We start from the raw sequence: 23,117 nt of genomic DNA on the forward strand, positions 1-23,117 counted from the left end.
AGGAACCGGGCTGCTATGCCTCAAAGAAATCCCTGACCACCCTGAACAGGATGGCCACGGGGACGACCCAGCTTTCCCGAATGAGAAGACCGGGCCGTATAAAGGCACTGGCTTTTAACACGCTGTTGAGTTCTCAAGAAACGGACACCCACCGTGCTGGACTCGCTTTCGCGTTTCCCGCTTCGGGGTGACTCGCTTTAAGCTTACTGGATTCGGTCGAAGTGTCAATTTCCGGCTTTTTCCGGTGCCCGGATGATTCCGCTTTCGCGGCGCCTTCCGGGCGGTGAAGCTATTTCATCAGATTTGGCGCGATTGTCAAAACCGAGCCTTTTCCGATCCCGGCCACGACGCCACGGACGCGGCTAAGCCGCGTCACGGTTGATCAGTGGTGGGTTCCCCTCGGGTCGGCCGCCTTCCGGCGTCCTGCATCCCTGTGGGGCGAAGTGAACAGTATGCCCCCGAGGTGCGAACGTCAAACCGGCTCGCACGTCAGAACCGCACCGGATCGGACGGGCCGTCCGCGAGCTCCGGTGGGCGCACCTCTTCTACCTTGAGTTTTGTCCGGTTTCAACCGCCCTGCCCACTTCACCATCGCGCTTCACACCGCGAATATCTCGTTTTGGCAACGGCGCTCGGATGGCTACGACTTGGCCAGGTATCCGCCGATGAACAGGATGCCCTCGGCCAGGATCCACACGAACGCCGCCATGGTGAGAAGGGCGTCCAACCGGTCGGGCCTGCGTCGCACACTCGGCATCGACCAGGCGGTCACGGCGACGATCGCCGCGAGTGCGGCCAACGGTGCGGAGACCTGCACGGCGTGGACGAAACCCGTGCCGCACGCCGCGTCGTGTTGATCGCCCTCACCACAGAAGGCGGCGTCGCCCCATCCGCCGAGTGCGGAGAAGGTCCACAGGACGGCCAGCACGACGTTGGCGATCGTCGGGATGGCGGGCGAGATCCACCAGCCGTTCGTACGCCCGGGCATGGCCTGCACGAACGGAACGTACCTCCCGATACCGCCGCCGGGAACCCCCGGTTCGCGAATCGCGGCGCGATCAGGTGATCTCCTTGGACTCGTGCAGGTTCATGTCCATCACGATGGCCATCGTGACGGCCATCGTCCGCAGTGGCTCCGGCACCGGGTCGAAGATCTCCACCGCGTACTTGTCCGCGGTGGTCAGCAGGTGGGTGGCGAGGCCGGCCCACTTCTTGCGGACGTGCGCGACCTTGTTCTCGTCGGTGTCGAACAGCTCGAAGTTGTTGCGCGGAACGTCCACCGTGACCGCACCGATCAGGCTGCCGTCGCCGTCGTAGACGACATAGCGGCGTCCCACCCTTTCGGTGACGAAGGAGCCGATGGCCTCTTCCTGGGGCGTGAGGATCTCCGTGTACTCCCGCCCCTGCTGCTTGTCGACGACCAGCAGCGGGTCCCCGTCCGGCGTGGTCAGCAGGACGGCCCGGGCGTCGAGGTTCGACTTGCCGGGGACGACGCCCCGCATCTGCGCGCGGCCGTGCGCGTCGGCGGGCGCCGCCACGGCGAGGACGGTGCCGTCGCCGTCGAGGATCTTGTACCGCGATTTGGCGAACGGGCCCCGGCGAGGCTGTTCGACCTTGAGTACCGGGGAGCCGAACACTTCGTCCACGTGTTCTCCTGCCTCATCGGCCGCATCGGGCCTCCAACGTGACTTGCGGGCGGGGCCACGGCGTTCGGCGCGCGGCACCGCCAAGGCGCGATCCTGCCAAGTCCGCTCTCTCAGCGGAAGCACCCCGAGATGTCCAGAACGTACTCCCGGGCCGGTTAACCCGGTTGACGTGCGCGGGGGGCACCGGATGTCACGTCCGGGAAACCGACTTGTGTCGGTCGAAGACCCTCGTCCGGTCGGACCAGAACGGGAATGACGTCGCGGCACGGAGGAGGGACGGCTGGTCGGGGCCGGGGACGAGGACGGGCGCGCGGGGGGCGGACGGCGTCAGAGAAAGAGAAGGGACGGCCCCACGGGGCCGTCCCTTCGCATGCGTACACGGTCGTACGGCGAGGACCTGACTCGGGTCAGAAGTCCATGCCGCCGGCGTCGGGCATGCCGCCGCCCGCCGGAGCCGGGTTCTTCTCGGGCTTCTCGGCGATGACGGCCTCGGTGGTCAGGAACAGCGCGGCGATCGACGAGGCGTTCTGCAGCGCGGACCTGGTCACCTTGGCGGGGTCGATGATCCCCGAGTCGAACATGTTGACGTAGTCGCCGGTCGCGGCGTTGAGGCCCTCACCCGGGGTCAGGTTGCGAACCTTCTCCACCACGACGCCGCCCTCAAGGCCGGCGTTGACGGCGATCTGCTTCAGCGGCTCCTCGAGAGCGCGCTTGACGATGTTCGCGCCGGTGGCCTCGTCGCCCGCGAGCTCCAGCTTGTCGAACGCCTTGGCGCCCGCCTGGAGCAGCGCCACGCCGCCACCGGGGACGATGCCCTCCTCGACCGCGGCCTTGGCGTTGCGGACGGCGTCCTCGATGCGGTGCTTGCGCTCCTTGAGCTCGACCTCCGTCGCGGCGCCGGCCTTGATGACCGCGACACCGCCCGCGAGCTTGGCCAGGCGCTCCTGGAGCTTCTCGCGGTCGTAGTCGGAGTCGGTGTTGTCGATCTCGGTGCGGATCTGGTTGACCCGGCCCGCGATCTCGTTGGCGTCACCGGCGCCGTCCACGATGGTGGTCTCGTCCTTGGCGATGACGATCTTGCGCGCCCGGCCGAGCATGTCGACCGAGGTGTTCTCCAGCTTGAGGCCGACGTCCTCGCTGATGACCTGGCCACCGGTCAGGGTGGCGATGTCGCCCAGCATGGCCTTGCGGCGGTCGCCGAAGCCCGGGGCCTTCACGGCCACGGACTTGAAGATCCCGCGGATCTTGTTGACGACCAGGGTGGCCAGCGCCTCGCCCTCGACGTCCTCCGCGATGATCAGCAGCGGCTTGCCGGACTGCATGACGCCCTCAAGCACGGGCAGCAGGTCCTTGTTGGCCGACACCTTGCCCTGAACGATCAGGATGTACGGGTCCTCGAGGACCGCTTCCATCCGCTCCGGGTCGGTCACGAAGTAGTGCGAGATGTAGCCCTTGTCGAAGCGCATCCCCTCGGTGAGCTCGAGCTCCAGACCGAAGGTCTGGCTCTCCTCGACCGTGATGACGCCTTCCTTGCCGACCTTGTCCATCGCCTCGGCGATCATCTCGCCGATCTGCGGGTCACCCGCGGAGATGGACGCCGTGGAGGCGATCTGCTCCTTGGTCTCCACGTCCTTGGCCAGCTTGGACAGCTCCTCGCTGACCCGCTCGACCGCGGACTCGATGCCGCGCTTCAGCGACATCGGGTTCGCACCGGCGGCCACGTTGCGCAGGCCCTCGCGCACCAGCGCCTGGGCGAGCACGGTGGCGGTGGTGGTGCCGTCACCCGCGACGTCGTCGGTCTTCTTGGCGACCTCCTTGACGAGCTCCGCGCCGATCTTCTCCCACGGGTCCTCGAGCTCGATCTCCTTGGCGATCGACACACCGTCGTTCGTGATCGTGGGGGCGCCCCACTTCTTCTCCAGCACGACGTTGCGGCCCTTGGGACCAAGGGTCACCTTGACGGCGTCGGCGAGCTGGTTCATGCCGCGCTCGAGACCGCGACGGGCCTCCTCGTCGAACGCGATCATCTTTGCAGCCATAGGCTCCAGTCCTCCCGGAACAAGGTGGCTTAGCTGGACCGAGCCGACGCCCGCGACGGACGGCCCCCGCCGACGACTGCCATTCCGTCGCCGAGCTGAGGCCTCATCGCCCCGATCCCAGACTGTGAAGTTGTCACTCTCCACAGCAGAGTGCCAACCGTTTGTTTAGCACTCTACCCCGTCGAGTGCAAGCGCCACACATCCTCGCCCCCACGACCGTCACCAACCTGCCCCAACCCACCCCCACCTGCGTCGAAGCCTCGTTCGAGAGCGCCTGGAGCCCGCTGGCTTCGCGACGTCCCACCACGTCCGTGGGTTCGCACTCCTCCGGTCGGCCAGGCCGCCGCGGATGCTGGTCCTCATGGATCAGACCCGGAGCCGTGCCGTGGTCGTCTACTTGAGCGTGGGACGGAGTCCCTTTCCGGAAGGCGGTTGGCTCGACGCGGCGTGTTATGCCCGAGCCGTTCGCGAGTACAACTCCGATGAGGTCCTCGACCAAGTTCGAGAAATCGCCTCCATTCCCGCCACCGATGAGGACGGCGACCGTGTCCGTGGTCTCTTCCTCGTCTCCCACGATGAGGGACACCAGACCGAATGGCAGGTCAGAGACGGGCAGGTCCTGGTCACTCAGGCACCGGCCCGCTATGACTATCTCTGGCGATAGCGACGCCGGCGCGAGTCGTTTCCTGGAGCCGCGCGAACGACTGCCACTCATGCGCGGTCAGTTCACACACACCTGTGGAAGGATCACAGTATGTCCAGTGGTCATCTCATGCGGATTCACGGTGCCGAGTTCCAGGCCATGGCGGAGAGGGTGCTGCGGGCCACCGAGCTCACCTCCCGGCTGAACGTCCTGCCTTTCGAGGACGAGGCGGGTAAGGCTGATCTGTTCGAACAGATCCTTGGCAAGCCGCTGCCAGAGAGAGTGACGATCTACCCGCCCTTCTACACCGACCACGGGCTTCGGCTGGAACTCGGGGAGCGTGTGTTCGTCAACCAGAACTGCACGTTCCTTGATTACGCCGGTATCCGGCTCGCCGAGCGGGTGCTGGTCGGGCCGAAGGTCACGTTCATCACCATGGGACATCCGGTCGACCCCGGGGAGCGGCGGGAATGGCTGACCGGTGGGCCCATCGACGTTTCGGAGAACGTGTGGATCGGGGCCGGTGCCACGATCCTGCCCGGTGTCAGCATCGGCCGTGATTCCGTGGTCGCGGCCGGGGCGGTCGTGGCCGATGACGTCCCGCCGTCGACCCTGGTGACGGGGGCCAAGGCGGGCGTTCATCGGGCCTGGTGAGTCTTAGGCGGGGAAGTTCGCGCGGAGGTCGGTCAGGCGTTGGCGGTGGTCGTCCAGCCAATCCTTGGCGACCTCGATCGTCAGTTCGACCGTTACCAGGAAGGACTGGGAGTCGACCACGGCGACGTGTACGCGGTCGTGGTCGTCGATTTCCAGGTGGATTTCGGTCGCGCGTTGGCCTTCGCGCCAGGCCGCGCTGTCGGCGCCCTGGGCCAGGGAGTCGAGGGTCTTCTCCCAGGCGGTCAGGTCCTCGGCGTCCAGGGAGGTCCTGATGCCGCCGCTGACGAAATAGCTGCCGACCTCGATCATGCCGGTGAGACCGCCGGGCTCCTGGCCCGTCACCCGCAGGACGACGCTGTTTCCGAGGTCGTCGGCGAGGTGGATCAACTCGTGCTCTGCCACCGCGCCATCGTAGGGCGAACCCGGTCCCGGGTGGGCCGGGACCGGGTCAAAAGGGTCGAACCGTCAGCCGCCCGCGACGGCGGGGATGATCGAGATCTGGGCGCCCTCGGGGGTGGGGGTGTCCAGGCCGTCGGCGAAGCGGACGTCCTCGTCGCCGACGTAGACGTTGACGAACCGGCGGATCTTGCCCGCGTCGTCCAGGATGCGGGCGGAGATGCCGGAGTGGCTGGCCTCCAGGTCGGCGACGACGGCGCGGAGGGTGTCGCCCTCCGCCTTCACCTCGGATTCGCCGCCGGTGTAGGTCCGCAGGATGGTCGGGATACGGACGGACACGCTGCTCATGATGCTCCTTTTCAGGCGAGGCCCGCGGCGCGGAACGCTTCGAGGGACGGTGCGATGTTCGCGGACGGCGCGACGACCGGCGCGACGGCGTCCAGGGTCTTCAGCCCGTCCCCCGAGTTGATGATGACGGTTTCGGCGGACGGGTCCAGCGTCCCGGACTCGATCAGCTTGCGGAGGGACGCGACGGTGACGCCGCCCGCGGTCTCGCCGAAGATGCCCTCGGTGCGGGCGAGCAACCGGATCCCCTCGACGACCTCGGCGTCGCTGACGTCCTCGACGGCGCCGTTGGTGCGGCGGGTGACGTCCAGGACGTAGGGGCCGTCGGCCGGGTTGCCGATCGCGAGCGACTTGGCGATCGTGTCGGGCTTCACCGGACGGATGACGTCGTGGCCGGCCTTGAAGGCGGCGGCGACGGGGGCGCAGCCGGTGGCCTGGGCGCCGAAGACGCGGTACGGCCTGTCCTCGACGAGACCGAGCTTGATCAGCTCCTGGAACGCCTTGTCGATCTTGGTGAGCTGGGAGCCGGACGCGACCGGGACGACGATCTGGTCGGGCAGCCGCCAGCCGAGCTGTTCGGCGATCTCGTAGCCGAGGGTCTTGGAGCCCTCGGCGTAGTAGGGCCGGACGTTGACGTTGACGAACGCCCAGTCGTCCTGCTCACCGGCGATCTCCGAGGCGAGCCGGTTGACGTCGTCGTAGTTGCCGTCGACGGTGACGAACGTCCCGCCGTACACGGCCGTCGTGATGATCTTCTGCGCTTCGAGGTTGGACGGCACGAACACGGCGCTGCGGATCCCGGCGCGGGCCGCGGCGGCGGCGACGGCGTTGGCGAGGTTGCCGGTGGACGGGCAGGCCAGCACCTTGAAGCCGAGTTCGCGGGCGGCGGCGAGCGCCACGGCGACGACGCGGTCCTTGAACGAGTGGGTCGGGTTGCCGCTGTCGTCCTTCACCCACAGGCTCTGGAGGCCGAGGCTCTCGGCGAGGTTGTCGGCGCGGACGAGCCGGGTGAAGCCGGGTTCGGTGTTGGGCGAGTTCACAACGGTGGACGGGACGGGCAGCAGCCGCCGGTACCGCCAGATGTTCCGCGGCCCCGACTCGATGTCGGCGCGGGTCAGGTCACCGAAGTCGTACTTGATCTCCAGTGGGCCGAAACACTCTTCGCAGGCGTAGTAGGGCCCGAGGTCGCGCGTCGAGCCGCATTCGCGGCAGACGAGAGCGGTGGCTGTTCCGAGGTCGGTGGCAGGCGTGATTGCCATGCGGGCGAGGCCTTTCCCCCATCTTTCCTGCGCCACCCTGGTCGCAGGCCGGAGTTGGCACCATCTCCCGGCCGGCCTCGCAGGATCGCGAGCGCGCGTCAGCCGAGTGGTTGCCGGGGCTTCGCAGGGCCGGTCCCTCCACCCCTCTGGATGAGCAATATTCAGTTGTTGTGGCGCTTTGAACGCCCATGGGTGACTTTACCTGATCTGACCGGATGCCAGACAGACCGGGTCCATCGCTCGGGACGTTACCCGGGTGCGTTCTTGATCACGCACGCGGGTCGGCGACGACCGCGCGGGGCGCCGTGTGGCGGCTCGGCGGCAACTGAGACCCTGCCGTTATGAGCCAAGTGCTGGTGGCATCGAACCGCGGACCGGTCTCGTTCTCGCTGTCGGACGACGGCGGGCTGACCATGCGGCGCGGCGGCGGCGGGCTGGTGTCCGGCCTGGCCGCCGTCACCGGCGCGGCGCGTGGAACGTCCGGGGAGGGGCCGGACGTGCTGTGGGTGTGCGCGGCCCTGGGCGAGGCCGACCGGGAGGCCGCGCGCCGAGCACCGGACGGCCGCATCGACCTCGCCGGGCACGAGACCGGCGGCGCGGCCGTGCGGATGCTCGACATCCCGCCGGGGACGTTCCACCGCGCGTACAACGCCGTGGCCAACTCGACGCTGTGGTTCGTCCACCATCTCTTGTACGACACTCCGCGCAGCCCACATTTCGACGCTCGTGCCCGCCGCGACTGGCAGTCCTACGAGGCGTACAACGCGGCGTTCGCGGACGCTCTGGCACGCGACGCGGCACCGGGTGCCAAGGCCGCGATCCAGGACTACCACCTGTCGCTGGCACCGCGAATGCTGCGCGAACGGCGTCCTGACTTGAGGATCGTGCATTTTTCGCACACTCCGTGGGCTCCGCCTGAGTACTTCGGTCTGCTGCCGGACGACATGGGCGCGGAGATCCTGCTGGGCATCCTTGGCGCTGATCACGCGGGGTTTCTCACCGAGCGGTGGGCGTCCGCGTTCCTCGACTGTTGCGAGCTGCTGCCGGGAGCACGTGTTGACCGTGCCGCCCGTACCGTCGCCTGCTCGGGGCACGTCACCCAGGTGGGCGTGCATGGTCTCGGGGTCGACGGGACGGCGTTGCGTGAACGCGCCGCTGAGCAGGATGTCGTGGAACGGGCTCGCGGGCTGCGTGAACAGGTGGGCGAACGTCAGCTCATCGTGCGGGTCGACCGGACGGAGCTGTCGAAGAACATCGTGCGCGGGCTCGCCGCCTACCGGGAGTTGCTCGTCAACCATCCCGAGTGGCGTGGCCGGGTGGTCCATCTCGCGTTCGCCTACCCGTCCCGGTACGACCTGACCGAATACCGCGAATACACCGCGTCCGTCCAGCGGATGGCGAAGCAGATCACCGACGAGTTCGGCACCGCCGCCTGGGATCCGCTGATCTTGCAGGTGAACGACGACTATCCGCGTTCGCTGGCCGCCCTCCGCCTCGCCGACGTGCTGCTGGTCAACCCGATCCGGGACGGGATGAACCTGGTCGCGAAGGAGGGGCCCGTCCTGTCGGAACGCGGCTGCGCGCTGGTGCTGTCCAGGGAGGCGGGCGCGGCGGCGGAACTGTCCGGCGACGCCCTGGTGGTCAACCCCTACGACGTGTCCCAGACCGCCGAGACCCTGCACCGCGCCCTGTTGATGACACGCCGCGAACGGTCCGAACGCTGCGCCCGCCTCACCACCGCCGCGACCGCCCTACCCCCGCGAACCTGGTTCGCCGACCAACTCGCCGCCCTCGACTAACCCCCGCCGCGCTCGACTAACCCCTGCCGCGCTCGACTAACGCCGCCGCGCTCGACTAACTCGCCGAACTCGGCAGACCCGCCGCACTGGACTAGCCCCGCCGCGCTCGGCAAGTCCGCCGCGCTCGGCTGGTTCGAGCTGGGCTGGGTCAGTGGGCGAGGGACGCGGTGGGCTGTGGGGTCAGGAGGCATTCGACCGGGTTCGGCTCGTGGCGTTGTTTCCAGCGTTCCCGCAGCGCGGTCTTGCTCTGCGCCATCCGACGGTGCGTGCTGACCTTGGTGAAGCGGGCGAGCCGGGACGCGGGCGGCTTCGGCAGTCCGCTCGGCTCGTAGCCGTACTCGGTGAGCCGTTCGCCGAACGCGGCCTCCGCCAGGCTGATCTCCCAGGCGTCCAGCCGCTGCGCCCACGAGCCGACGCGGCTGGTTGTGACGGCGTCCTTCGTCCGGCCGTGCCAGCTGCGGCGCGGCGGGACGATCTTCCTGGCGAGGCCGTCCGGACGGGTCATCTCCGGCTCGAAGTCCTCGCCAAGGAACCCGCAGAGCCTGGTCAGCTCGTCGGCGGGGTCGGCGACGAGCCGCTCGTACTGCAACTCGTAGTAGGTGTCGGGCCCGAGCCGCTGGATGAGGCGGCGGCCGCCGTCGATGGCCTCCCGCCACACGGAGATCGCGTGGTCGACCTCCTGGACGTACCAGGGCATCTCCTTGAGGGAGGCGACGCAGTCGCGGCCGTCCCGGATGAGGTGGACGAACTGCGCGTCCGGAAACATCCGCAACAGCGCGCCGACATGCCGGAAGTAGCTCGGCCGCTTGTCGCCCCAGCGCGGCTTGCCGCAGTGCCGGGCGTAGGCGTGGAACACGGTGCCGAGCGCCGAACCCAGCGTCGGCGGCGCGTCGACGATCTCGTCCGCGACCTCGGCGGCGTCCAGGCCGAGCGAGGAGAACTTGGTCGACCGGTCCGCCGTGATCCACTCGGCGAGCCCGAGTCTGTTCGCTCTGACCTGGAGGTCACCGAACTCGCACCTTCCCGCGTAGGCCGGGAGGACGAATCTCGTCTCCGCCGGGATCGCGATGCGGGGATGCGAGTGCAGCATCAGCTGGAGCAGCGTCGTCCCCGAACGGGGGCACCCGAGAATGAAGATCGGACGGTCGTGGGGGTCCGGGCCTGTTGACATGCACGGCATGCTGGCCGAGCCGCCGGGGCCCGCGCCCGCCCGATGAACGCACCGTTGCCGCGCGATTACCGACGTTTGACGAGGTCGGACGCCCATCGGGGACAAACCGCCGGGCGCGGGCGCGCGACACCCGGCGTCCGCCTGCCGGGCGTCAGCTGTAGGAGTCGCCGAGCGTCTGCCGCACCTGCTTGCGCGCCTCGTGGATGCGGGACTTCACCGTGCCGAGCGGCAGCCCGAGCTGCTCGGCGATCTCCGCGTACTCCAGCTGGGACACGTCCCGCAGGACGAGGGCCTGGATGAGGTCGGGCTTGCGTGCCTCCAGGTCCTCCATGGCGTCCAGGATGTCGACGCGGGAGCCCGCGATGACGCTGGTGCGGCGCGGGTCGGGGCGCTGCTGCGGCAGTTCGCCCGCCTGCTCCACCGAGCGGCGCTTCAGCGAACGGTAGGTGGAGCGGGCCGAGTTGGCGACGACGACGTGCAGCCACGTGCTGAACCTCGACCGGCCCTCGAACCGGTGGATGTTCCGCGCGACCTGGAGCAACGCGTCCTGGCAGGCCTCCTCAGCGTCCTGCCGGCAGGGCAGGAAACGGGAGGCGTGCCGCAGCACGTCAGGCTCGATCTTGCGGAGGAGCTCGTTGAGGGCGCCCTGGTCACCCTGCGCGGCCTTGACCGCCAGCTCCTCGGTCCTCTCGTCGAATGCCATGCCGCCTCAATGCTTGTTCGCACACTCACCCCGTTGTTGGGATGATACGGGTGTGTCTTTCCCACCATCAGTAGGCCGTTACCGGATCGAACGCGTCCTGGGTTCGGGGGCGTTCGCCTCTGTGTGGCTGGGGCATGACGACGCCCTGGATTCCCAGGTGGCCATAAAGGTCCTGTCCGGAAGCCTGATCGACGATCTCGATGTGCGCAACCGTTTCCTGGAGGAGGCCCGGATTCTGCGGCGCGCCGACTCCGAACGGCTCGTCCGGGTGCACGATATCGGGGAGTTGCCTGACGGGCGCCCCTACTTCGTCATGCCGTACGCGGACCGGGGGACGCTCGGCGACCGGATGCGTGAGCGGCCACTTCCGGTCAGCGAGGCCATCGTGCTCGCCGAGGAGATCGCCTACGGCGTCGAGGTGATCAACACGCTGGGCGTGATCCACCGCGATCTGAAGCCGTCCAACGTGCTGTTCCAGTCGACGCCGGACGGCGGCGAGAAGCTGCTGATCGCCGACCTGGGGCTGGCCAAGGCGCTCGCGCACGCCTCCGGGGCGTTCACGCTGCCGGTCGGGACGCCCGGGTACATGTCGCCTGAGCAGGCGCGGTTCGGCGGCGGGCTCGACGTCCGCGCCGACGTGTACGGGCTGGGCGCGCTGACCTACCACATGATCACCGGACGGGCACCGGGCCCGGCGCCCGTCAAGACGCCGCCGAGCGAGCGGCGCGAGGGCGTGAGCGCGGCCGTCGACCAGGTGATCCTCCGGGCGCTGGAGGTCGAGCGGGAGAAGCGGTGGCCGACCGCCGAGGCGTTCGCGGAGGCGCTGTCGACGCTGCGTCCGACGTCCGTGCCCGCCGCGCCCGGCGCCGCCGGTGGGGCGGCGGCTCCGGTGTCGTCGATGCCGCGCATCGACGCGGACGCGACCGTCCAGGACATCTACCGCGACGGCACCCGCGTCCGCCCACCCGCCGCCGGAACGGCCAGCCCAGCGGGGACGGCCAGCCCAGCGGGAGCGGGCGGTCCGGCTGAGCAGGATGGGCCGCGGGAGATGCGGACGCGGCTCGACCAGCCCGTGGACGACGACGTCCACACGTCCGAGATGCGCGTCCCGCCAGGGCCCGTGGCCGACAGCGAGCGGACGATCGTGGACTCCCCCGACAGGCGCGCCACGCCGTTCGGCCAGCCGGAGGCGCCGACCAGCCCCGACTCCGACAGGGGCCGCGCCGCGCCGCCGGTGCCGACGCCGTATCCGACGCCGCCCCGTCCGCCCGGCGGTCCTGGAGGCGGTGTCAGTGACGGCAGCACCGCCGTGTTCCCGACGCAGCCTCCGCCGAACGGGACCCCGCAGGGGCCGCCGCCCGTGCAGCCGATGGGGCCCGGCGGTCCGGGCCCGCAGCCGTATGTGGGCGGGCAGCCGCCCCCGCCCACCGGATTCCAGGCGCCAGGACCGGGCCAGGGGCCGCGCGGCAACGGCGGCCGCGCGCCCAAGAAGTTCGCGACGCCGCTGATCATCACCGCGGTCGTGCTGGCCGTCGCGCTCGGCGGCGGGCTGGTCCTCGGCGTGCTGTTCGCCGGGGACGACGACGGCGGGGGCGGCAAGGGCGGCGACACGACACCCGAGATCCCGAAGGACTTCGTCGTGGTGTCCCACACCGCGGGCAAGATCAAGGCGGCGGTGCCGAAGGCCTGGCCGAAGGCGACGGAGACGTCGACGTGGCAGCCGTCCACCGTCAGCCTCAACGACTCCCAGCAGCGTCCGGTGCTGCGCGCGACCCCGGACAAGGCCGCGTTCCTGGGCGACGGCAAGGGTCCCGGCGTCTTCATCGGCGTGACCACGGACGTGCGGCCCGGCGAACTGCCGCCGCGGGGCGCGTCCGTCCACTCGCAGTGCACGAGGGCCGAGCCGGAGAACTACACCACCCCCGACAAGGCGCTCAGCGGGACGATCACGCGCTTCACCGCGTGCAAGGTCGGCACGCCGTCCGTCACCGAGGTCGGACTGCGCGACAAGTCGGGCAAGTTCGGGCTGTGGATCCGCGTCAAGGAGACCGACGACCGGGGCGCCACGAAGGACATCCTCGACAGCCTGACGGTCACCGGCCCCTGACCTCGGGGTTCACTCCCCCACTGAGGGCGGACGGCGCGCTGCGCCGTCCGCCCTCGTCATGTCGCCCATCCGAGGGTGTTGCATCGCGACCGGTTTCCGATATATCGTTAATGCATCGCAACCGATCACTAACGAAGGAGACTGCGATGCATGACAACACGATGCGAAGGCGCGGCGGCTTCCGAGGCCCGCAGGACCGCGAACGACGCGGCGACCCGTTCGGCCCGTGGGGGCCAGGCGGCCCCCGGTTCGGCCCGGGCGGTCCGGGTGGTCCCGGCCATCGCGGACGCGGTGGGCGCGGCGGACGCGGACGGCGGACCCGGCGCGGAAACGTCCGGGCGGCGCTGCTCGCCCTGCTCGCCGAACGCCCCATGCACGGCTACGAGATGATCCAGGAGCTGGACGAGCGCACCGGCGGCGTCTGGCGGCCGAGCCCCGGTTCGGTCTACCCGACCCTCCAGATGCTGGAGGACGAGGGCCTGGTCAACAGCGAGGAGCAGTCCGGAAAGCGGCTGTTCTCCCTCACCGACACGGGCCGCGAGGAGGCGTCGGCGCAGACCACCGCCCCCTGGGACGAGGTCACCGAGGCCGCCGGGGAGAACGTCCTGCGCGGACGTGAGGTGGTCGGCCAGCTGCTGGTCGCCCTCCAGCAGGTGATGGCGGTCGGCAGCGAGGCGCAGAAGGCGCGCGCCCTGGACGTCGTCAACGACGCCCGCCGCCGCCTCTACGGCATCCTCGCCGACGACCCCGAAGCCGAGTGAACACCGACGACGGCCGGTCGACGGCCGTCGACCGTCGACCGGCGACGACAGGAAGCGCCGCGGCCACCACGGTCGCGGCGCTTTCACGTCGTCACGTCCGGCCGGGGGTTCGGCGGGGGTCAGAGGGTGTCAACCAGGCTCTCCAGGAGGTCGACGACCCCGGCCGGGCCGTCGACCACCAGGTCCGCCCGCTTCGCGAGGGCCGTGACCTCGGCGGATCCGCTACAGACCAGCACGCCGGGCACGCCGTCCGCGCGCAGCGCCTCGACGGCGTCGAACGCGGCCAGGTCGCCGAGGTCGTCCCCCGCGAACAGGACACCGGACGGGCGCTCCCCCCGGTCGGCGACGAACGCGCGCAGCGCCCTCCCCTTGTCCATGCCGGGCGGCCGCAGTTCGAGGACGAGACGTCCCGGCTCCAAGGCCAGCCCGGTGCGTTCGGCGAGCGCGGCCAGAATGCTCCGCAGCCGTTCGAGCGCGACCTCCGGTTCGGCGCAGCGGCGGGTGTGCACGGCGAGCGCCTGACCCTTGTCCTCGACGAACGTCTCGGGCGGGGCCTTCGCGGCCGCCAGGATCTCGGGCAGCTTGGCGCGGGCCTCGGCGACGCCGGGCGGCGGGTCGGGCTCGGTCAGCACGCCCGACTCCCACCGTTCGAGCCCGTACTGTCCGAGCACGACGAGACCGTCCACGCCCGCGAAACCGCCGTACTCGACGGCGACGGCGGCGGGACGGCCCGTGATGACCACCAGGGCGCCCACCTTCGGGGCGAGCCGCGCCAGCGCGGGTGCGGCCCCCGGATGGGCCCTGGCCGCGGCCGGGTCGGCGACGATCGGCGCGAGCGTGCCGTCGAAGTCGAGGCCGAGCACGGCCCCGGCCGGGGCCGTGCGGATGGCGTCGAGACCGCCGGTACCGGCGGCCGTCAGGGAGCGGGGAAACGTCACCCGACCAGTGAACCCGCTTCGTTCGGCGCGCCGCCAGCGCCCCGTCCCGAATCTCGACACGGAGGCCGGCACCGCCTACATCAGCGCCGCCCAGACTGGGATCGCTCAGACCGGCGCCGTCCAGATCGGCACCGCTCAGGCCAGGGCCGTCCAGCTTGGGGCCGCCCAGACCGGCGCCCAGATCGGTGCCGCTCAGACGGGGGTCGGGCGGGTCGGGGGGACGGGGTCAGGGGCGGACGGGGTCAGGGGCGGATGCCGAGGCGTCGGGCGGCGCGGTTGCGCTGGCGCTGTGTTCGCATCCGGCGCAGGCGCTTGACGAGCATGGGGTCGCACTCGAGCGCTTCGGGTCGGTCGATCAGGATGTTCAGGAGCTGGTAGTACCGCGTCGCCGACATGTCGAACATCTCGCGGATGGCCTGCTCCTTGGCTCCGGCGTACTTCCACCACTGCCGTTCGAAGGCGAGGATGTGGCGGTCGCGTTCGGAGAGCATCTCGGCGGGGAAGGCGGCGTCGTCCGGCCCGCCTTCTTCCGCTTCGGTCACGGGTCGTGCGGCAGGGCCGTCGTCCATGCTTCCGTCCTGTGGGGGGACGTCACCGCGGGGGTCGCCGGGGGCGTTCGCCGCTCGCATCAGGTCCCCTCTGTGGTTACTGATCCCGGGTCGTCCGGGTTCGGGCGGGAGCCATGCTACGCGCCCGAGCCGACAAGTTCCGTCGGTTCCCGGGGAACGGCGGCTCGCTGATTCAGTGCACCACATCCCCGTTCACCTGGGGATCCTCAGTGCCGTGTGTCACGCGACCGATCGCCCGTCACAGCAGTCGCACAACATGTGCAGACTACATGCGTTAGGGTGGGAAGGACAGCGAACGGTGTCCGCCAGGAAAGGTACGAAACGGAGATCCGATGGCGACGAACTCCGCGACGGAGCCGCCCGGCGAGCGGCTCGACGACCCCGTCCTCGCCAACATCGGGATGGCTCTGTTCCTCCTGCGCCGCGCCTGGACGACGCCCGACCTCATGAAGCGGATCCGCGCGCAGACGTCCGACGGCACCAGTGAGCGTCCGCTCCAGATCTCCAACCTGATGGTGGTGAACGCCGTCGCCGCCCTCACCACCCAGGCCGAGACCGACCAGAGCGACGGGCCGGTCCACGAGATCACGGTCGGGGCCGTCGCGGAACGGCTGGAGATCGACCCGTCCACGGCAAGCCGCCTGGTCGGGCACGCCATCGACGCCGGGCTGGTGTCGCGGCGCTGCTCGCCCGTCGACGGGCGCCGCGCCAACCTCGCGCTGACCGACGCGGGTCGGCGCGTCAAACGGGTCTCCGACCGGTTCCGCCGCGCCCATCTCGACGCGCTCATGACCGGCTGGTCGGTGGACGAGCGCGCCGAGTTCGCCCGGCTGCTCACCCGTTTCGCGGACGCCGCCGCCCTGTCGCCCCGGAACGGCGACGACATCGACGAGATCTTCAAGGAGGCCGACGCCGCCGACTAGGTCACGGCACCGGCCCCCGAGGCGCGCGTCCGGACGCCCCTGCGTCAGCCGCCGTTGCGGAGCGTGGAGACGCGCATGAGGTACTCGTCCTCGTCGATCTCGCCGCGCGCGAACCGCTCGGCGAGGACCGCCTGCGCCTTCGCCATCGGGTCGGCGGCCGCCGCGCTCGCCGCGGCGTTGTCGTTCATCCGGCGGCGGATCAGGTAGAACACCGTCCCGAGCACGGCCAGCCAGAACAGGCCGAACGTGATCGGGAACACCGGCCAGAAGGCGGGGGCGTCGCCGCCGTCGTGCCATGCCTCCGGGTGCAGTGCCGTCGCCTGGGCCGCCAAGGTCGCCATCATGGTTCATCGCCTCTTCCTGTGGTGTTCGGATGAGTCGATGCTCGGCGACGGGTTCGGGGGGCCGCATCGTCCCGCCGGAGACTCCCGCGCTACGCCCGGCGGAGTACCGGGCGCCCGCGGGCGTTCACCACCAGTGCTCCTCGTCGTCGAAGCCCTGCGGGTTCCATCCCTTGGGCTCGTCGTCCGGTTCCGGGATGTCGGACGGTGCCTGGGGATCGGACGGTGCCCGGGGTTCGGCGTCGTCCTCCCAGACCGAGCCGTTGAGGCCGTTCAGGTGGTCGTCGTGGCGCCTGTTCCAGCCGTCGTCGACGTACTCGTCGGGGACGAACGGCCGAAGCTCGCTCGACCCGAACAGCGGCTGCTCCGGGGACGGCTCCGGCGCGGACTCGGCTGGGAACGGGGCGCCCCAGGAGCCGTCGACGGGGTCGATCGGCGGCGCGTCCACCGGCGAGGGGTCGGCCGGGGGGACGTCCGGCAGGGGCGGCCGCGGGAGCGTCTCCGCGCCCTGCCAGAGCGGCACGTTGACCGGCGCGACGGACTCGACCGTCTCAAAGGGCTCGGCCGACTCGAAAGGTGCGGCGACCTCGAAGGGTGCGGCGGCTTCGAAGGGTCCGGCCGTTTCGAAAGGCTCGGGTTCGCGTGGCATGGGCGGCGCGGACGGCAGGCCGTAATCGGCGACGGCGTCGGTGTCGGTGTCGGCCGCGTCCTCCTCCGTGCGCCCGCGCTGCCGCAGCGCGAGCACGATCCCGGCGACGACCAGCAGCACACCGCCGATCACGAGGGGCAGCAGCAGGCTCGACCCTCCGCCGGACGCCCGCGCGGCGGGTACCGGGGGCGGGGGCGGCGGCGACTCCACCGGCCCACCGACCGTCTTGCTGATCCCCTGCGCGGCGACGAGCGCGCGGACGGCGTCGACCGTCCCGCCGCACGTCGGCGAGCCGGTCGGGTGCCCGGGACGCGGCGGCGACCCCGCGATCAGCGCCTGCCGCACCTGCTCGGGCCGCAGCTCCGGGTACCGGGACCGGACGAGCGCCGCGACCCCCGCGACCATGGCCGACGAGGCGCTGGTGCCCGTCCCGACGACGTAGCCGTCGCTGGCGTCGGCGCTGACGATGTCGACGCCCGGGGCGCAGACGGCCGCGTGGGAGTGCCGGTTGCTGTCCTTCCACAGGCGCAGCTGGCGGTCGAGCGCGCCGACGGCGATCACACCCGCGTAGGCGGCGGGGAAGTTCTTGCGGTTGGCGCCCGACCCGTCGTTGCCCGCCGACGCGATCAGCACGACGCCCTTGCGCAGCGCGTACTTGATCGCCGCCTCCTGCGACGCGGTGCCGTTGTAGAACTGGCGTCCGCCGCCGAGCGACATGTTGACGATGTCGGCGCCGTGGTCGACGGCGTACCGGATGCCCTGCGCGATGGCGTCGCGGTCACCGCCCGTCTGCTGTCCGTTGTCGCGCCGCAGCGGGTCGTCGTTCTCCAGCGTGACGCGGACGGACAGGACGCGGCTCTGCGGCGCGACGCCCAACATGCCCCGCGACGCCCCCGGCCCATGGCCGTGACCTGCGATGATGCTCGCCATCGACGTCCCGTGCAGCCCCCAGTAGCGGGTGCCGGGACGCCGGACGCCGCCGGTGAGGTCGGGCCCGGTCAGGACCTGTCCGGTGAGGTCGGGATGTCGCCCGTCGACGCCGGTGTCGAGGACTGCGACGGTGACGCCGCGCCCCCGGGAGTACCGCCAGGCCTTTTCTACGCGCAGGACGCCCAGGTGCCACTCGCGGGCACGGATCTGGTCGGCCGCCCTGACGGACGCGCCCCGAACCGTCGCGGTCGATCCATGAACCGTCGCGGACGCGCCCTGAACCGTCGCGAACGCGCCGTGGACCCTCGCGGACTCCCCATGGACCTTCGCGGACTCGCCGTGGACTCTCGACGACGCGTCGTGGACCCTCGCGGGCGTCCCGCCGAACCCGGCCGCGACGGGGAGGGCCCCGGCGGCGCCGAACGCCAGCGCGGACAGGGCCGCGAACGCCCGCGTGCGGTGCCGGTGCGGTGACAGGGCCGGTCGAGGACGCGCCGGACGGCGATGACCGGCTTGGGACACGCCGCCGCACCTCCTCCCGCCCCTGTGCCGCGCTCCACAACGGGTTGACATTCTGCCACGCGAAGCCTCCCCCGCTCGGGCACTCGTCACATTCAGGACACACTCCGTGACGGGGTTATCCGGCGTCCACCTTGACCGCCTGGAGGACCTGCTGGTGGAAGCGGTCCACGGCGACGTCGACGCTGCGGACGAAGCCCGTCTCGTCCGTTCCGCGCTTGGCGCCCATGCCGGACGGCAGCGTCAACCGGAACGAGGTGATCTCGCCGCCGTCCGCCGGGACGAGCAGCCCCGGCTCGCTCCGCAGGTTCTTCAGCAGATCGCACGGGCCCTCGGCGTGCCCGTCCGGCAGGGCCTCCAGCCGTAGTTCCTGGGGCGCGTCGGCGAGCCGTCGCAGCAGCCACTGGACGCGCGACAGCGACCGAGCCCGGACGGCGGCCGGGATCTCGACCGTCGTCTCGATCTGACCCGTCCGCAGGTCGGCGACGAGGCGCACCGGCCCCGCCGCGATCGGGAGGCGCATGTCGGCGCCCATCCGCCCGGACTCGATCAGCGACGCCACGACGTCGGCCCGGCGCGGGGCCGCGCCGCCCCGCCTGCGGCGCATCACCGGCGCGACGTTCAGCCCCGTCTCGCCGCTGAGCCGCAGGCAGAGTTGCCGGACGAGCTTCTCCCAGCTCTCGGCCACAAGCTCCGCGTGCCGGTCGCCGGGACGCAACGTCCCCGCCGTGATCGCGTTGCGAAGCGGCACCCACGACGGCCCCATGTCCTGGAATCCCTGACATCCCGCGCCGTCGTGCCGCAGGTAGTGCAGCAGTTCCCCGAGCATCCACGTGTGGACGGGACTGGCGAGCCCGTGGTGATGGCACAGCATGTGCGCCTCGTGCGCGACCTCGGCCCACGACAGATGCCGCAACGCCACCTTGCGCAGCCGTCGCCTGTCGACCGTCAGGGGGTGCTCGCCGTCCAGCGCCAGGTCGTTCGACAGGGTGATGACAGTCTCGTAGCCGTTGCGCGAGGCGACCTCCAGATACGCCTCGACCTGCTCCTTCTTGAGGGGGCTGCCGCCCGTCTTCGTTTCGACGAGGGCCGTCCAGATCCGTCCGGCGCGGGCGACGCGGATCACCCCGTCCGGCCGGACCTTCGTCTCGCCGGACTTGAACGGTGTCTCGACGAACGTCTGCACGGTCCCGGCCGGGGCGTTGAACCTGGCCGTGAGCCGCCGACCGAACTCCGGGACCTGCGCCATGACCGCCAGCAGCGTGGACGTGGCCCGGGCCTCCCGTTCGTGGTCGTTGCGGAGCCCCGCCACGGAGAACAGCCGCGCGCCCTGCCAGGACGGATGGTCGGCGAGATCGACCTTGACCGCCTTGGGGAGCGTGCTGCGCCGCTTCTTCGCCGTCCGAACCCGACCGGCCCGAGGCTCATCCGCGGCAGCGGGACGGGTCTTGCTCTCGGTCTCGCTGGGCGGAGCCTCGACCGCATCCGGCGGGACGGGCTCTTTCTCGTCGTCGGCGGGCGCTTCGTCGCGTTCGACATCATCGTCTTCCCCGACGGTGATGCCGAAGTCACCTGCCAGCCCGCCGAGCCCCGACTCGTAGCCCTGGCCGACCGCCCGGACCTTCCAGTCGCCGTCCCTGCGGTACAGCTCGCCGAAGACGAAGGCGGTCTCGGAGCCCGCGTCGTCGATGTCGAAACCGAGTAGCGCGGCACCGGAACTGTCGAGAAGGGTCAGGCCGAGATCGTCCAGATCACCGAAGGTCGGCCCTCCGTACCGGCTCGCCGTGAGGACGACCCGTTCGACGTCGGGTGGCAGGGCGTCGAGATCGACGAGGATGCGATCTTCGCTGCCGGCCGCCGTGGGCGACTTCCCCAATAACTGCACGGAACCGTCCTGGGTGGACGGCTGGTTGTAGAAGACGAAGTCCTTGTCGTCGCGCACCTTGCCGGACGAGCCGACCAGCAGGGCCGCGACGTCCGCATCACCATTTCCGGAAGGGTCGGACCACCGCAGCGCCACCGTGACCGGGCCCGTCGCCTCGGTCAGATTCGCCAGCCCGACATTGGCCCCTTTGCGCATCTGCTGCACGTACCGCTCCGTTCCACCGAACACACGCCGCTGACAGGCATGAATCGGCCGCCATGATCACGCGATCACGGCCGGGAGCCCGGCCATCACCGAGCATGGCACCGCGATGGCTCCAAGACACCCCACGGCCACCGAATTGGCGGACTCCGGCCACGGAACGTAAAGCTTTGCGGACAGCGGCGCCGCGCTACCGGATCAGCGTGGGGAGCGGCGGCGTTGTCTGCCGCGCGTCTTGAAGGCGGCGACGAGCGCGACGCCGATCACCGCGAGGCCGATCTGGAACACCAACTCGATCCAGTCGACCCCGTTGGTGGTGGAGACGCCGACGGACTGCGCGATCGCCGTCCCGGCGATCGCGGCCACGATGCCGACGAGCAGGGTCATGAGGATGCCGATGGGCTGGCGGCCGGGCAGGATCAGCCGCCCCAGCGCCCCGATGATCGCGCCGACGACGATCGCGCTGATGATGCCTGAGATGTTCATGGCGTCCCTGTGCCCGTTCACGCCGCGCGTAGTCCATCGGCGCTGGTCGACGGGGCCCTGGGGGCTGGGTCCGGGCGTCAGGTAGCAGGGCCCGGGTGTCAGGGGGCGGGGTCCGGGTCGTCCCCCATGGACTGGAGGTCGCCGAAGGTGAGGGCCGGGCCGCCGAGCGTCGCGGTCCGTCCGGCGGCGGCGCGCAGGCCGTCGACGATCAGGTCGAGATGGCGGTGCGCCACCTGCTCGGCCACGTCCCGGGGAATGGACCCGGGGAGCGGACGGGACAGCCGCACGAGCAGCATCCCGATGTCGGCGTGCGTGACGTCCGGACGCAGGTCGCCGTCGTCCTGGGCGGTGGCGACCAGGCCCTGCATGACGGCGACGCCGCCGTCCCGGACGGACGCGATCTCCGCGTCGTCGAACGGGATCTCGTTCAGCAGGACGGGGAACACCGCGCCGATCCGGATGTCCAGAACCCGGTGGAGGTAGCGGACCAGCGCGGCGAACGCCGTCGGCTCCTCGTCGCGGGCGCGCCGGGCCTCGTCGGCCGTGCGTTGCAGCGCGTCCAGCGCGACCGCCCTTGTCAGCGACTCACGGTCAGGAAAACGCCGGTACAGAGTCGCGATTCCGGTGCCGGCGCGCTTGGAGATGTCCTCCAGCGGAGCGCCCGGGCCCTGCTCGACGAACACCTCGGCGGCGGCGGCGAGGATCCGGTTGCGGTTGTCGCGCGCGTCCGCCCGGAGGGGGCGTCCGGCGGTGTCGGGCTGCTGCGCCATGGGAGCAGCGTAGCAAGTATGTGGAGGCATCCTCTCCGATTAATTTTAGTCACGATTCTTGATTATCAATCTTCGTGACCATATGGTCGTCCGCAGCGAGCAGGAGGGGGATCTTGGATTAAGTGGAGACAAATCCTCCGGCTGGTGTTACGGTGCGATTAAGTGGAGGGGAAACCTCCAGAAGAAAGGAAGATCATGAATGCTTCGATCGCGACCCGCGACCTCGAACTTCAGGTCGTCGAGGCGACCGGGACGGCGGACATCCGCGCCGCGATCCTCACGGCGCGTGACCGCGGGCTGCCGCTCACCATCGAGGCCACCGGGCACGGCACCGTCGTCGCGCCGGACGAGGGGCTGCTGCTGAAGACGTCCCGGATGGCGGGCGTGCTGGTCGACCCGTCCCGCCGCACCGCCCGCGTCGGCCCCGGCGCCCGCTGGAGCGACGTCATCGCGGCCGCCGCCCCGTTCGGGCTCGCGCCGCTGTCCGGCTCGCACGCCTCCGTCGGCGTCACCGGCTACACGCTCGGCGGCGGCGTCGGCTGGCTGTCGCGCCGCCACGGGTTCGCGGCCGACCACCTGCTGCGCGCCGGAGTCGTCACCGCCGACGGCCGGACGCTGACCGCCGACGCCGACCACCACGCCGACCTGTTCTGGGCGCTGCGCGGCGGCGGCGGAAACTTCGGTGTCGTCACGTCGCTGGAGTTCCGGCTGCACCCCGTGACCACGGTGTTCGGCGGCGCCGCCGTCTTCCCCGCCGAGCGTGCGGGCGACGTGCTCACCCGCTTCCGGGACGAGGCCGCGTCCCGTCCCGACGAGCTGACCGTGTCCATCGCCCTGACGGACCACGCCGAGCACGGCCGGGTCGTCATCGTGCGCGGCGTGTACGCGGGCGGGGCGGACGAGGGCGCGCACGCATTGCGATCACTGTGGAACGCGGGCGGCCCGCCACTGCACGACGACTTCCGGACGATGCCGTACGCCGAGACCGAATCCCTCGGCGGCACCGCGCCGCTTCATTTCGACCTGTTCGCCGACCTGCCCGACCCGCTGATCGCGGCCATCGCGGGCAGCGGCGCGTCCGGCATCGAGGTCAGGCACTGGGGTGGCGCGATGGCGCGGCCGGGCGCTGACGCCGGGCCGGTCGGGCACCGCGACGTCCCGTTCTCGGTCACCATCGACGGCTCCGCCGAGGACGCCGCGCCACTGGCCGCGTACGCGACCGGCGGGTCGTTCATGAACTTCCTGCACGACACGTCCAGGACGGCCAGCGCCTACACCCCTGCGGACCACCGGCGGCTACGCGAGGTCAAGCGGGCGTACGACCCGCGGAACGTGTTCCACCGCAACCACAACATCCAGCCCGCCTGAAGTGGGAGGCAACCG

The 23,117-nt window shown here is 70.6% G+C and carries 23 protein-coding genes and 1 riboswitch; of the genes, 8 read left to right on the top strand and 15 right to left on the bottom strand.

Features of this window, described 5'->3' with window-relative positions:
* Positions 1-191, top strand: a 191-nt coding sequence (locus tag ABD808_RS19510; RefSeq protein ID WP_344898650.1) for a hypothetical protein, incomplete at its 5' end; no start/stop codon positions are given.
* 449 nt (positions 192-640) lie between these two features.
* Here the strand turns inward: ABD808_RS19510 and ABD808_RS19515 are convergent.
* The 3 genes from ABD808_RS19515 to groL all read right to left on the bottom strand — a co-directional run bounded on the left by ABD808_RS19515 (position 641) and on the right by groL (position 3,685).
* Positions 641-988: a hypothetical protein gene (locus ABD808_RS19515; RefSeq protein ID WP_344898652.1), complete on the bottom strand. Its 348-nt coding sequence runs from the start codon at positions 986-988 to the stop codon at positions 641-643.
* A 70-nt stretch (positions 989-1,058) separates the two neighbouring features.
* Complete coding sequence (locus ABD808_RS19520; protein ID WP_344898654.1) at positions 1,059-1,646, bottom strand: phospholipid scramblase-related protein; 588 nt, start codon at positions 1,644-1,646, stop codon at positions 1,059-1,061.
* 407 nt (positions 1,647-2,053) lie between these two features.
* Positions 2,054-3,685 (bottom strand): chaperonin GroEL, encoded by a 1,632-nt coding sequence (gene groL, locus ABD808_RS19525; protein ID WP_344898656.1) that lies wholly within the window; start codon positions 3,683-3,685, stop codon positions 2,054-2,056.
* Positions 3,686-4,046: 361 nt separating this feature from the next.
* Between groL and ABD808_RS19530 the strand changes: the two genes are divergently transcribed.
* Complete coding sequence (locus ABD808_RS19530; protein ID WP_344898658.1) at positions 4,047-4,349, top strand: hypothetical protein; 303 nt, start codon at positions 4,047-4,049, stop codon at positions 4,347-4,349.
* 108 nt (positions 4,350-4,457) lie between these two features.
* Positions 4,458-4,982: a DapH/DapD/GlmU-related protein gene (locus ABD808_RS19535; protein ID WP_344898660.1), complete on the top strand. Its 525-nt coding sequence runs from the start codon at positions 4,458-4,460 to the stop codon at positions 4,980-4,982.
* Between the two features lie 3 nt (positions 4,983-4,985).
* Here the strand turns inward: ABD808_RS19535 and ABD808_RS19540 are convergent, their stop codons facing one another.
* The 3 genes from ABD808_RS19540 to thrC all read right to left on the bottom strand — a co-directional run bounded on the left by ABD808_RS19540 (position 4,986) and on the right by thrC (position 6,982).
* Entirely contained in the window at positions 4,986-5,384 is a 399-nt protein-coding gene (locus tag ABD808_RS19540; RefSeq protein WP_344898662.1) for a DUF5959 family protein, read from the bottom strand.
* Between the two features lie 63 nt (positions 5,385-5,447).
* Entirely contained in the window at positions 5,448-5,726 is a 279-nt protein-coding gene (locus ABD808_RS19545) for a MoaD/ThiS family protein (protein WP_344898664.1), read from the bottom strand.
* Between the two features lie 11 nt (positions 5,727-5,737).
* Entirely contained in the window at positions 5,738-6,982 is a 1,245-nt protein-coding gene (gene thrC / locus ABD808_RS19550) for a threonine synthase (protein ID WP_344898666.1), read from the bottom strand.
* A 15-nt stretch (positions 6,983-6,997) separates the two neighbouring features.
* Positions 6,998-7,139: riboswitch (SAM riboswitch) on the bottom strand.
* A 184-nt stretch (positions 7,140-7,323) separates the two neighbouring features.
* Between thrC and ABD808_RS19555 the strand changes: the two genes are divergently transcribed.
* Complete coding sequence (locus ABD808_RS19555) at positions 7,324-8,781, top strand: alpha,alpha-trehalose-phosphate synthase (UDP-forming) (protein WP_344898668.1); 1,458 nt, start codon at positions 7,324-7,326, stop codon at positions 8,779-8,781.
* 148 nt (positions 8,782-8,929) lie between these two features.
* Here the strand turns inward: ABD808_RS19555 and ABD808_RS19560 are convergent, their stop codons facing one another.
* The gene (locus tag ABD808_RS19560) at positions 8,930-9,952 is read right to left on the bottom strand and encodes a sulfotransferase family protein (RefSeq protein WP_344898670.1); all 1,023 of its coding nucleotides are present in this window, start codon (positions 9,950-9,952) and stop codon (positions 8,930-8,932) included.
* A gap of 151 nt (positions 9,953-10,103) precedes the next feature.
* Positions 10,104-10,655 carry an RNA polymerase sigma factor gene (locus tag ABD808_RS19565; RefSeq protein WP_344898672.1) on the bottom strand — a complete coding sequence of 184 codons (552 nt, stop codon included), beginning with the start codon at positions 10,653-10,655 and terminating at the stop codon, positions 10,104-10,106.
* Between ABD808_RS19565 and ABD808_RS19570 the strand changes: the two genes are divergently transcribed.
* Positions 10,654-12,762 carry a serine/threonine-protein kinase gene (locus ABD808_RS19570; RefSeq protein WP_344898674.1) on the top strand — a complete coding sequence of 703 codons (2,109 nt, stop codon included), beginning with the start codon at positions 10,654-10,656 and terminating at the stop codon, positions 12,760-12,762. The genes ABD808_RS19565 and ABD808_RS19570 overlap by 2 nt on opposite strands.
* A 146-nt stretch (positions 12,763-12,908) precedes the next feature.
* Positions 12,909-13,523, top strand: a complete 615-nt coding sequence (locus tag ABD808_RS19575; protein WP_344898676.1) for a PadR family transcriptional regulator — start codon at positions 12,909-12,911, stop codon at positions 13,521-13,523.
* Between the two features lie 119 nt (positions 13,524-13,642).
* Here the strand turns inward: ABD808_RS19575 and otsB are convergent, their stop codons facing one another.
* Positions 13,643-14,461 carry a trehalose-phosphatase gene (gene otsB, locus ABD808_RS19580; protein ID WP_344898679.1) on the bottom strand — a complete coding sequence of 273 codons (819 nt, stop codon included), beginning with the start codon at positions 14,459-14,461 and terminating at the stop codon, positions 13,643-13,645.
* Between the two features lie 242 nt (positions 14,462-14,703).
* Positions 14,704-15,030 carry a DUF3263 domain-containing protein gene (locus tag ABD808_RS19585; protein ID WP_344898681.1) on the bottom strand — a complete coding sequence of 109 codons (327 nt, stop codon included), beginning with the start codon at positions 15,028-15,030 and terminating at the stop codon, positions 14,704-14,706.
* Positions 15,031-15,362: 332 nt separating this feature from the next.
* On the opposite strand from ABD808_RS19585, the gene ABD808_RS19590 reads away from it, so the two are divergent.
* Positions 15,363-15,953, top strand: a complete 591-nt coding sequence (locus ABD808_RS19590; RefSeq protein WP_344898683.1) for a MarR family winged helix-turn-helix transcriptional regulator — start codon at positions 15,363-15,365, stop codon at positions 15,951-15,953.
* A gap of 44 nt (positions 15,954-15,997) precedes the next feature.
* Here the strand turns inward: ABD808_RS19590 and ABD808_RS19595 are convergent, their stop codons facing one another.
* From ABD808_RS19595 to ABD808_RS19615, 5 genes are all read right to left on the bottom strand, one after another.
* Positions 15,998-16,297 carry an SHOCT domain-containing protein gene (locus ABD808_RS19595; RefSeq protein WP_344898685.1) on the bottom strand — a complete coding sequence of 100 codons (300 nt, stop codon included), beginning with the start codon at positions 16,295-16,297 and terminating at the stop codon, positions 15,998-16,000.
* 124 nt (positions 16,298-16,421) lie between these two features.
* Positions 16,422-18,395: a S8 family peptidase gene (locus ABD808_RS19600; RefSeq protein WP_344898687.1), complete on the bottom strand. Its 1,974-nt coding sequence runs from the start codon at positions 18,393-18,395 to the stop codon at positions 16,422-16,424.
* 115 nt (positions 18,396-18,510) lie between these two features.
* Complete coding sequence (locus ABD808_RS19605) at positions 18,511-20,472, bottom strand: TerD family protein (RefSeq protein WP_344898995.1); 1,962 nt, start codon at positions 20,470-20,472, stop codon at positions 18,511-18,513.
* A 204-nt stretch (positions 20,473-20,676) separates the two neighbouring features.
* A complete protein-coding gene (locus ABD808_RS19610) occupies positions 20,677-20,964 on the bottom strand; it encodes a GlsB/YeaQ/YmgE family stress response membrane protein (RefSeq protein WP_344898689.1) in 288 nt (95 codons plus the stop codon).
* A gap of 98 nt (positions 20,965-21,062) precedes the next feature.
* Positions 21,063-21,734 (bottom strand): TetR family transcriptional regulator, encoded by a 672-nt coding sequence (locus tag ABD808_RS19615; RefSeq protein WP_344898691.1) that lies wholly within the window; start codon positions 21,732-21,734, stop codon positions 21,063-21,065.
* A gap of 195 nt (positions 21,735-21,929) precedes the next feature.
* Here ABD808_RS19615 and ABD808_RS19620 point away from each other — a divergent pair, with 195 nt between their 5' ends.
* Positions 21,930-23,102, top strand: a complete 1,173-nt coding sequence (locus tag ABD808_RS19620; RefSeq protein ID WP_344898693.1) for an FAD-binding oxidoreductase — start codon at positions 21,930-21,932, stop codon at positions 23,100-23,102.
* Positions 23,103-23,117: the final 15 nt, after the last annotated feature.

Source organism: Actinomadura meridiana, from assembly GCF_039537545.1.
GTDB classification, from domain to species: Bacteria; Actinomycetota; Actinomycetes; order Streptosporangiales; family Streptosporangiaceae; genus Spirillospora; species Spirillospora meridiana.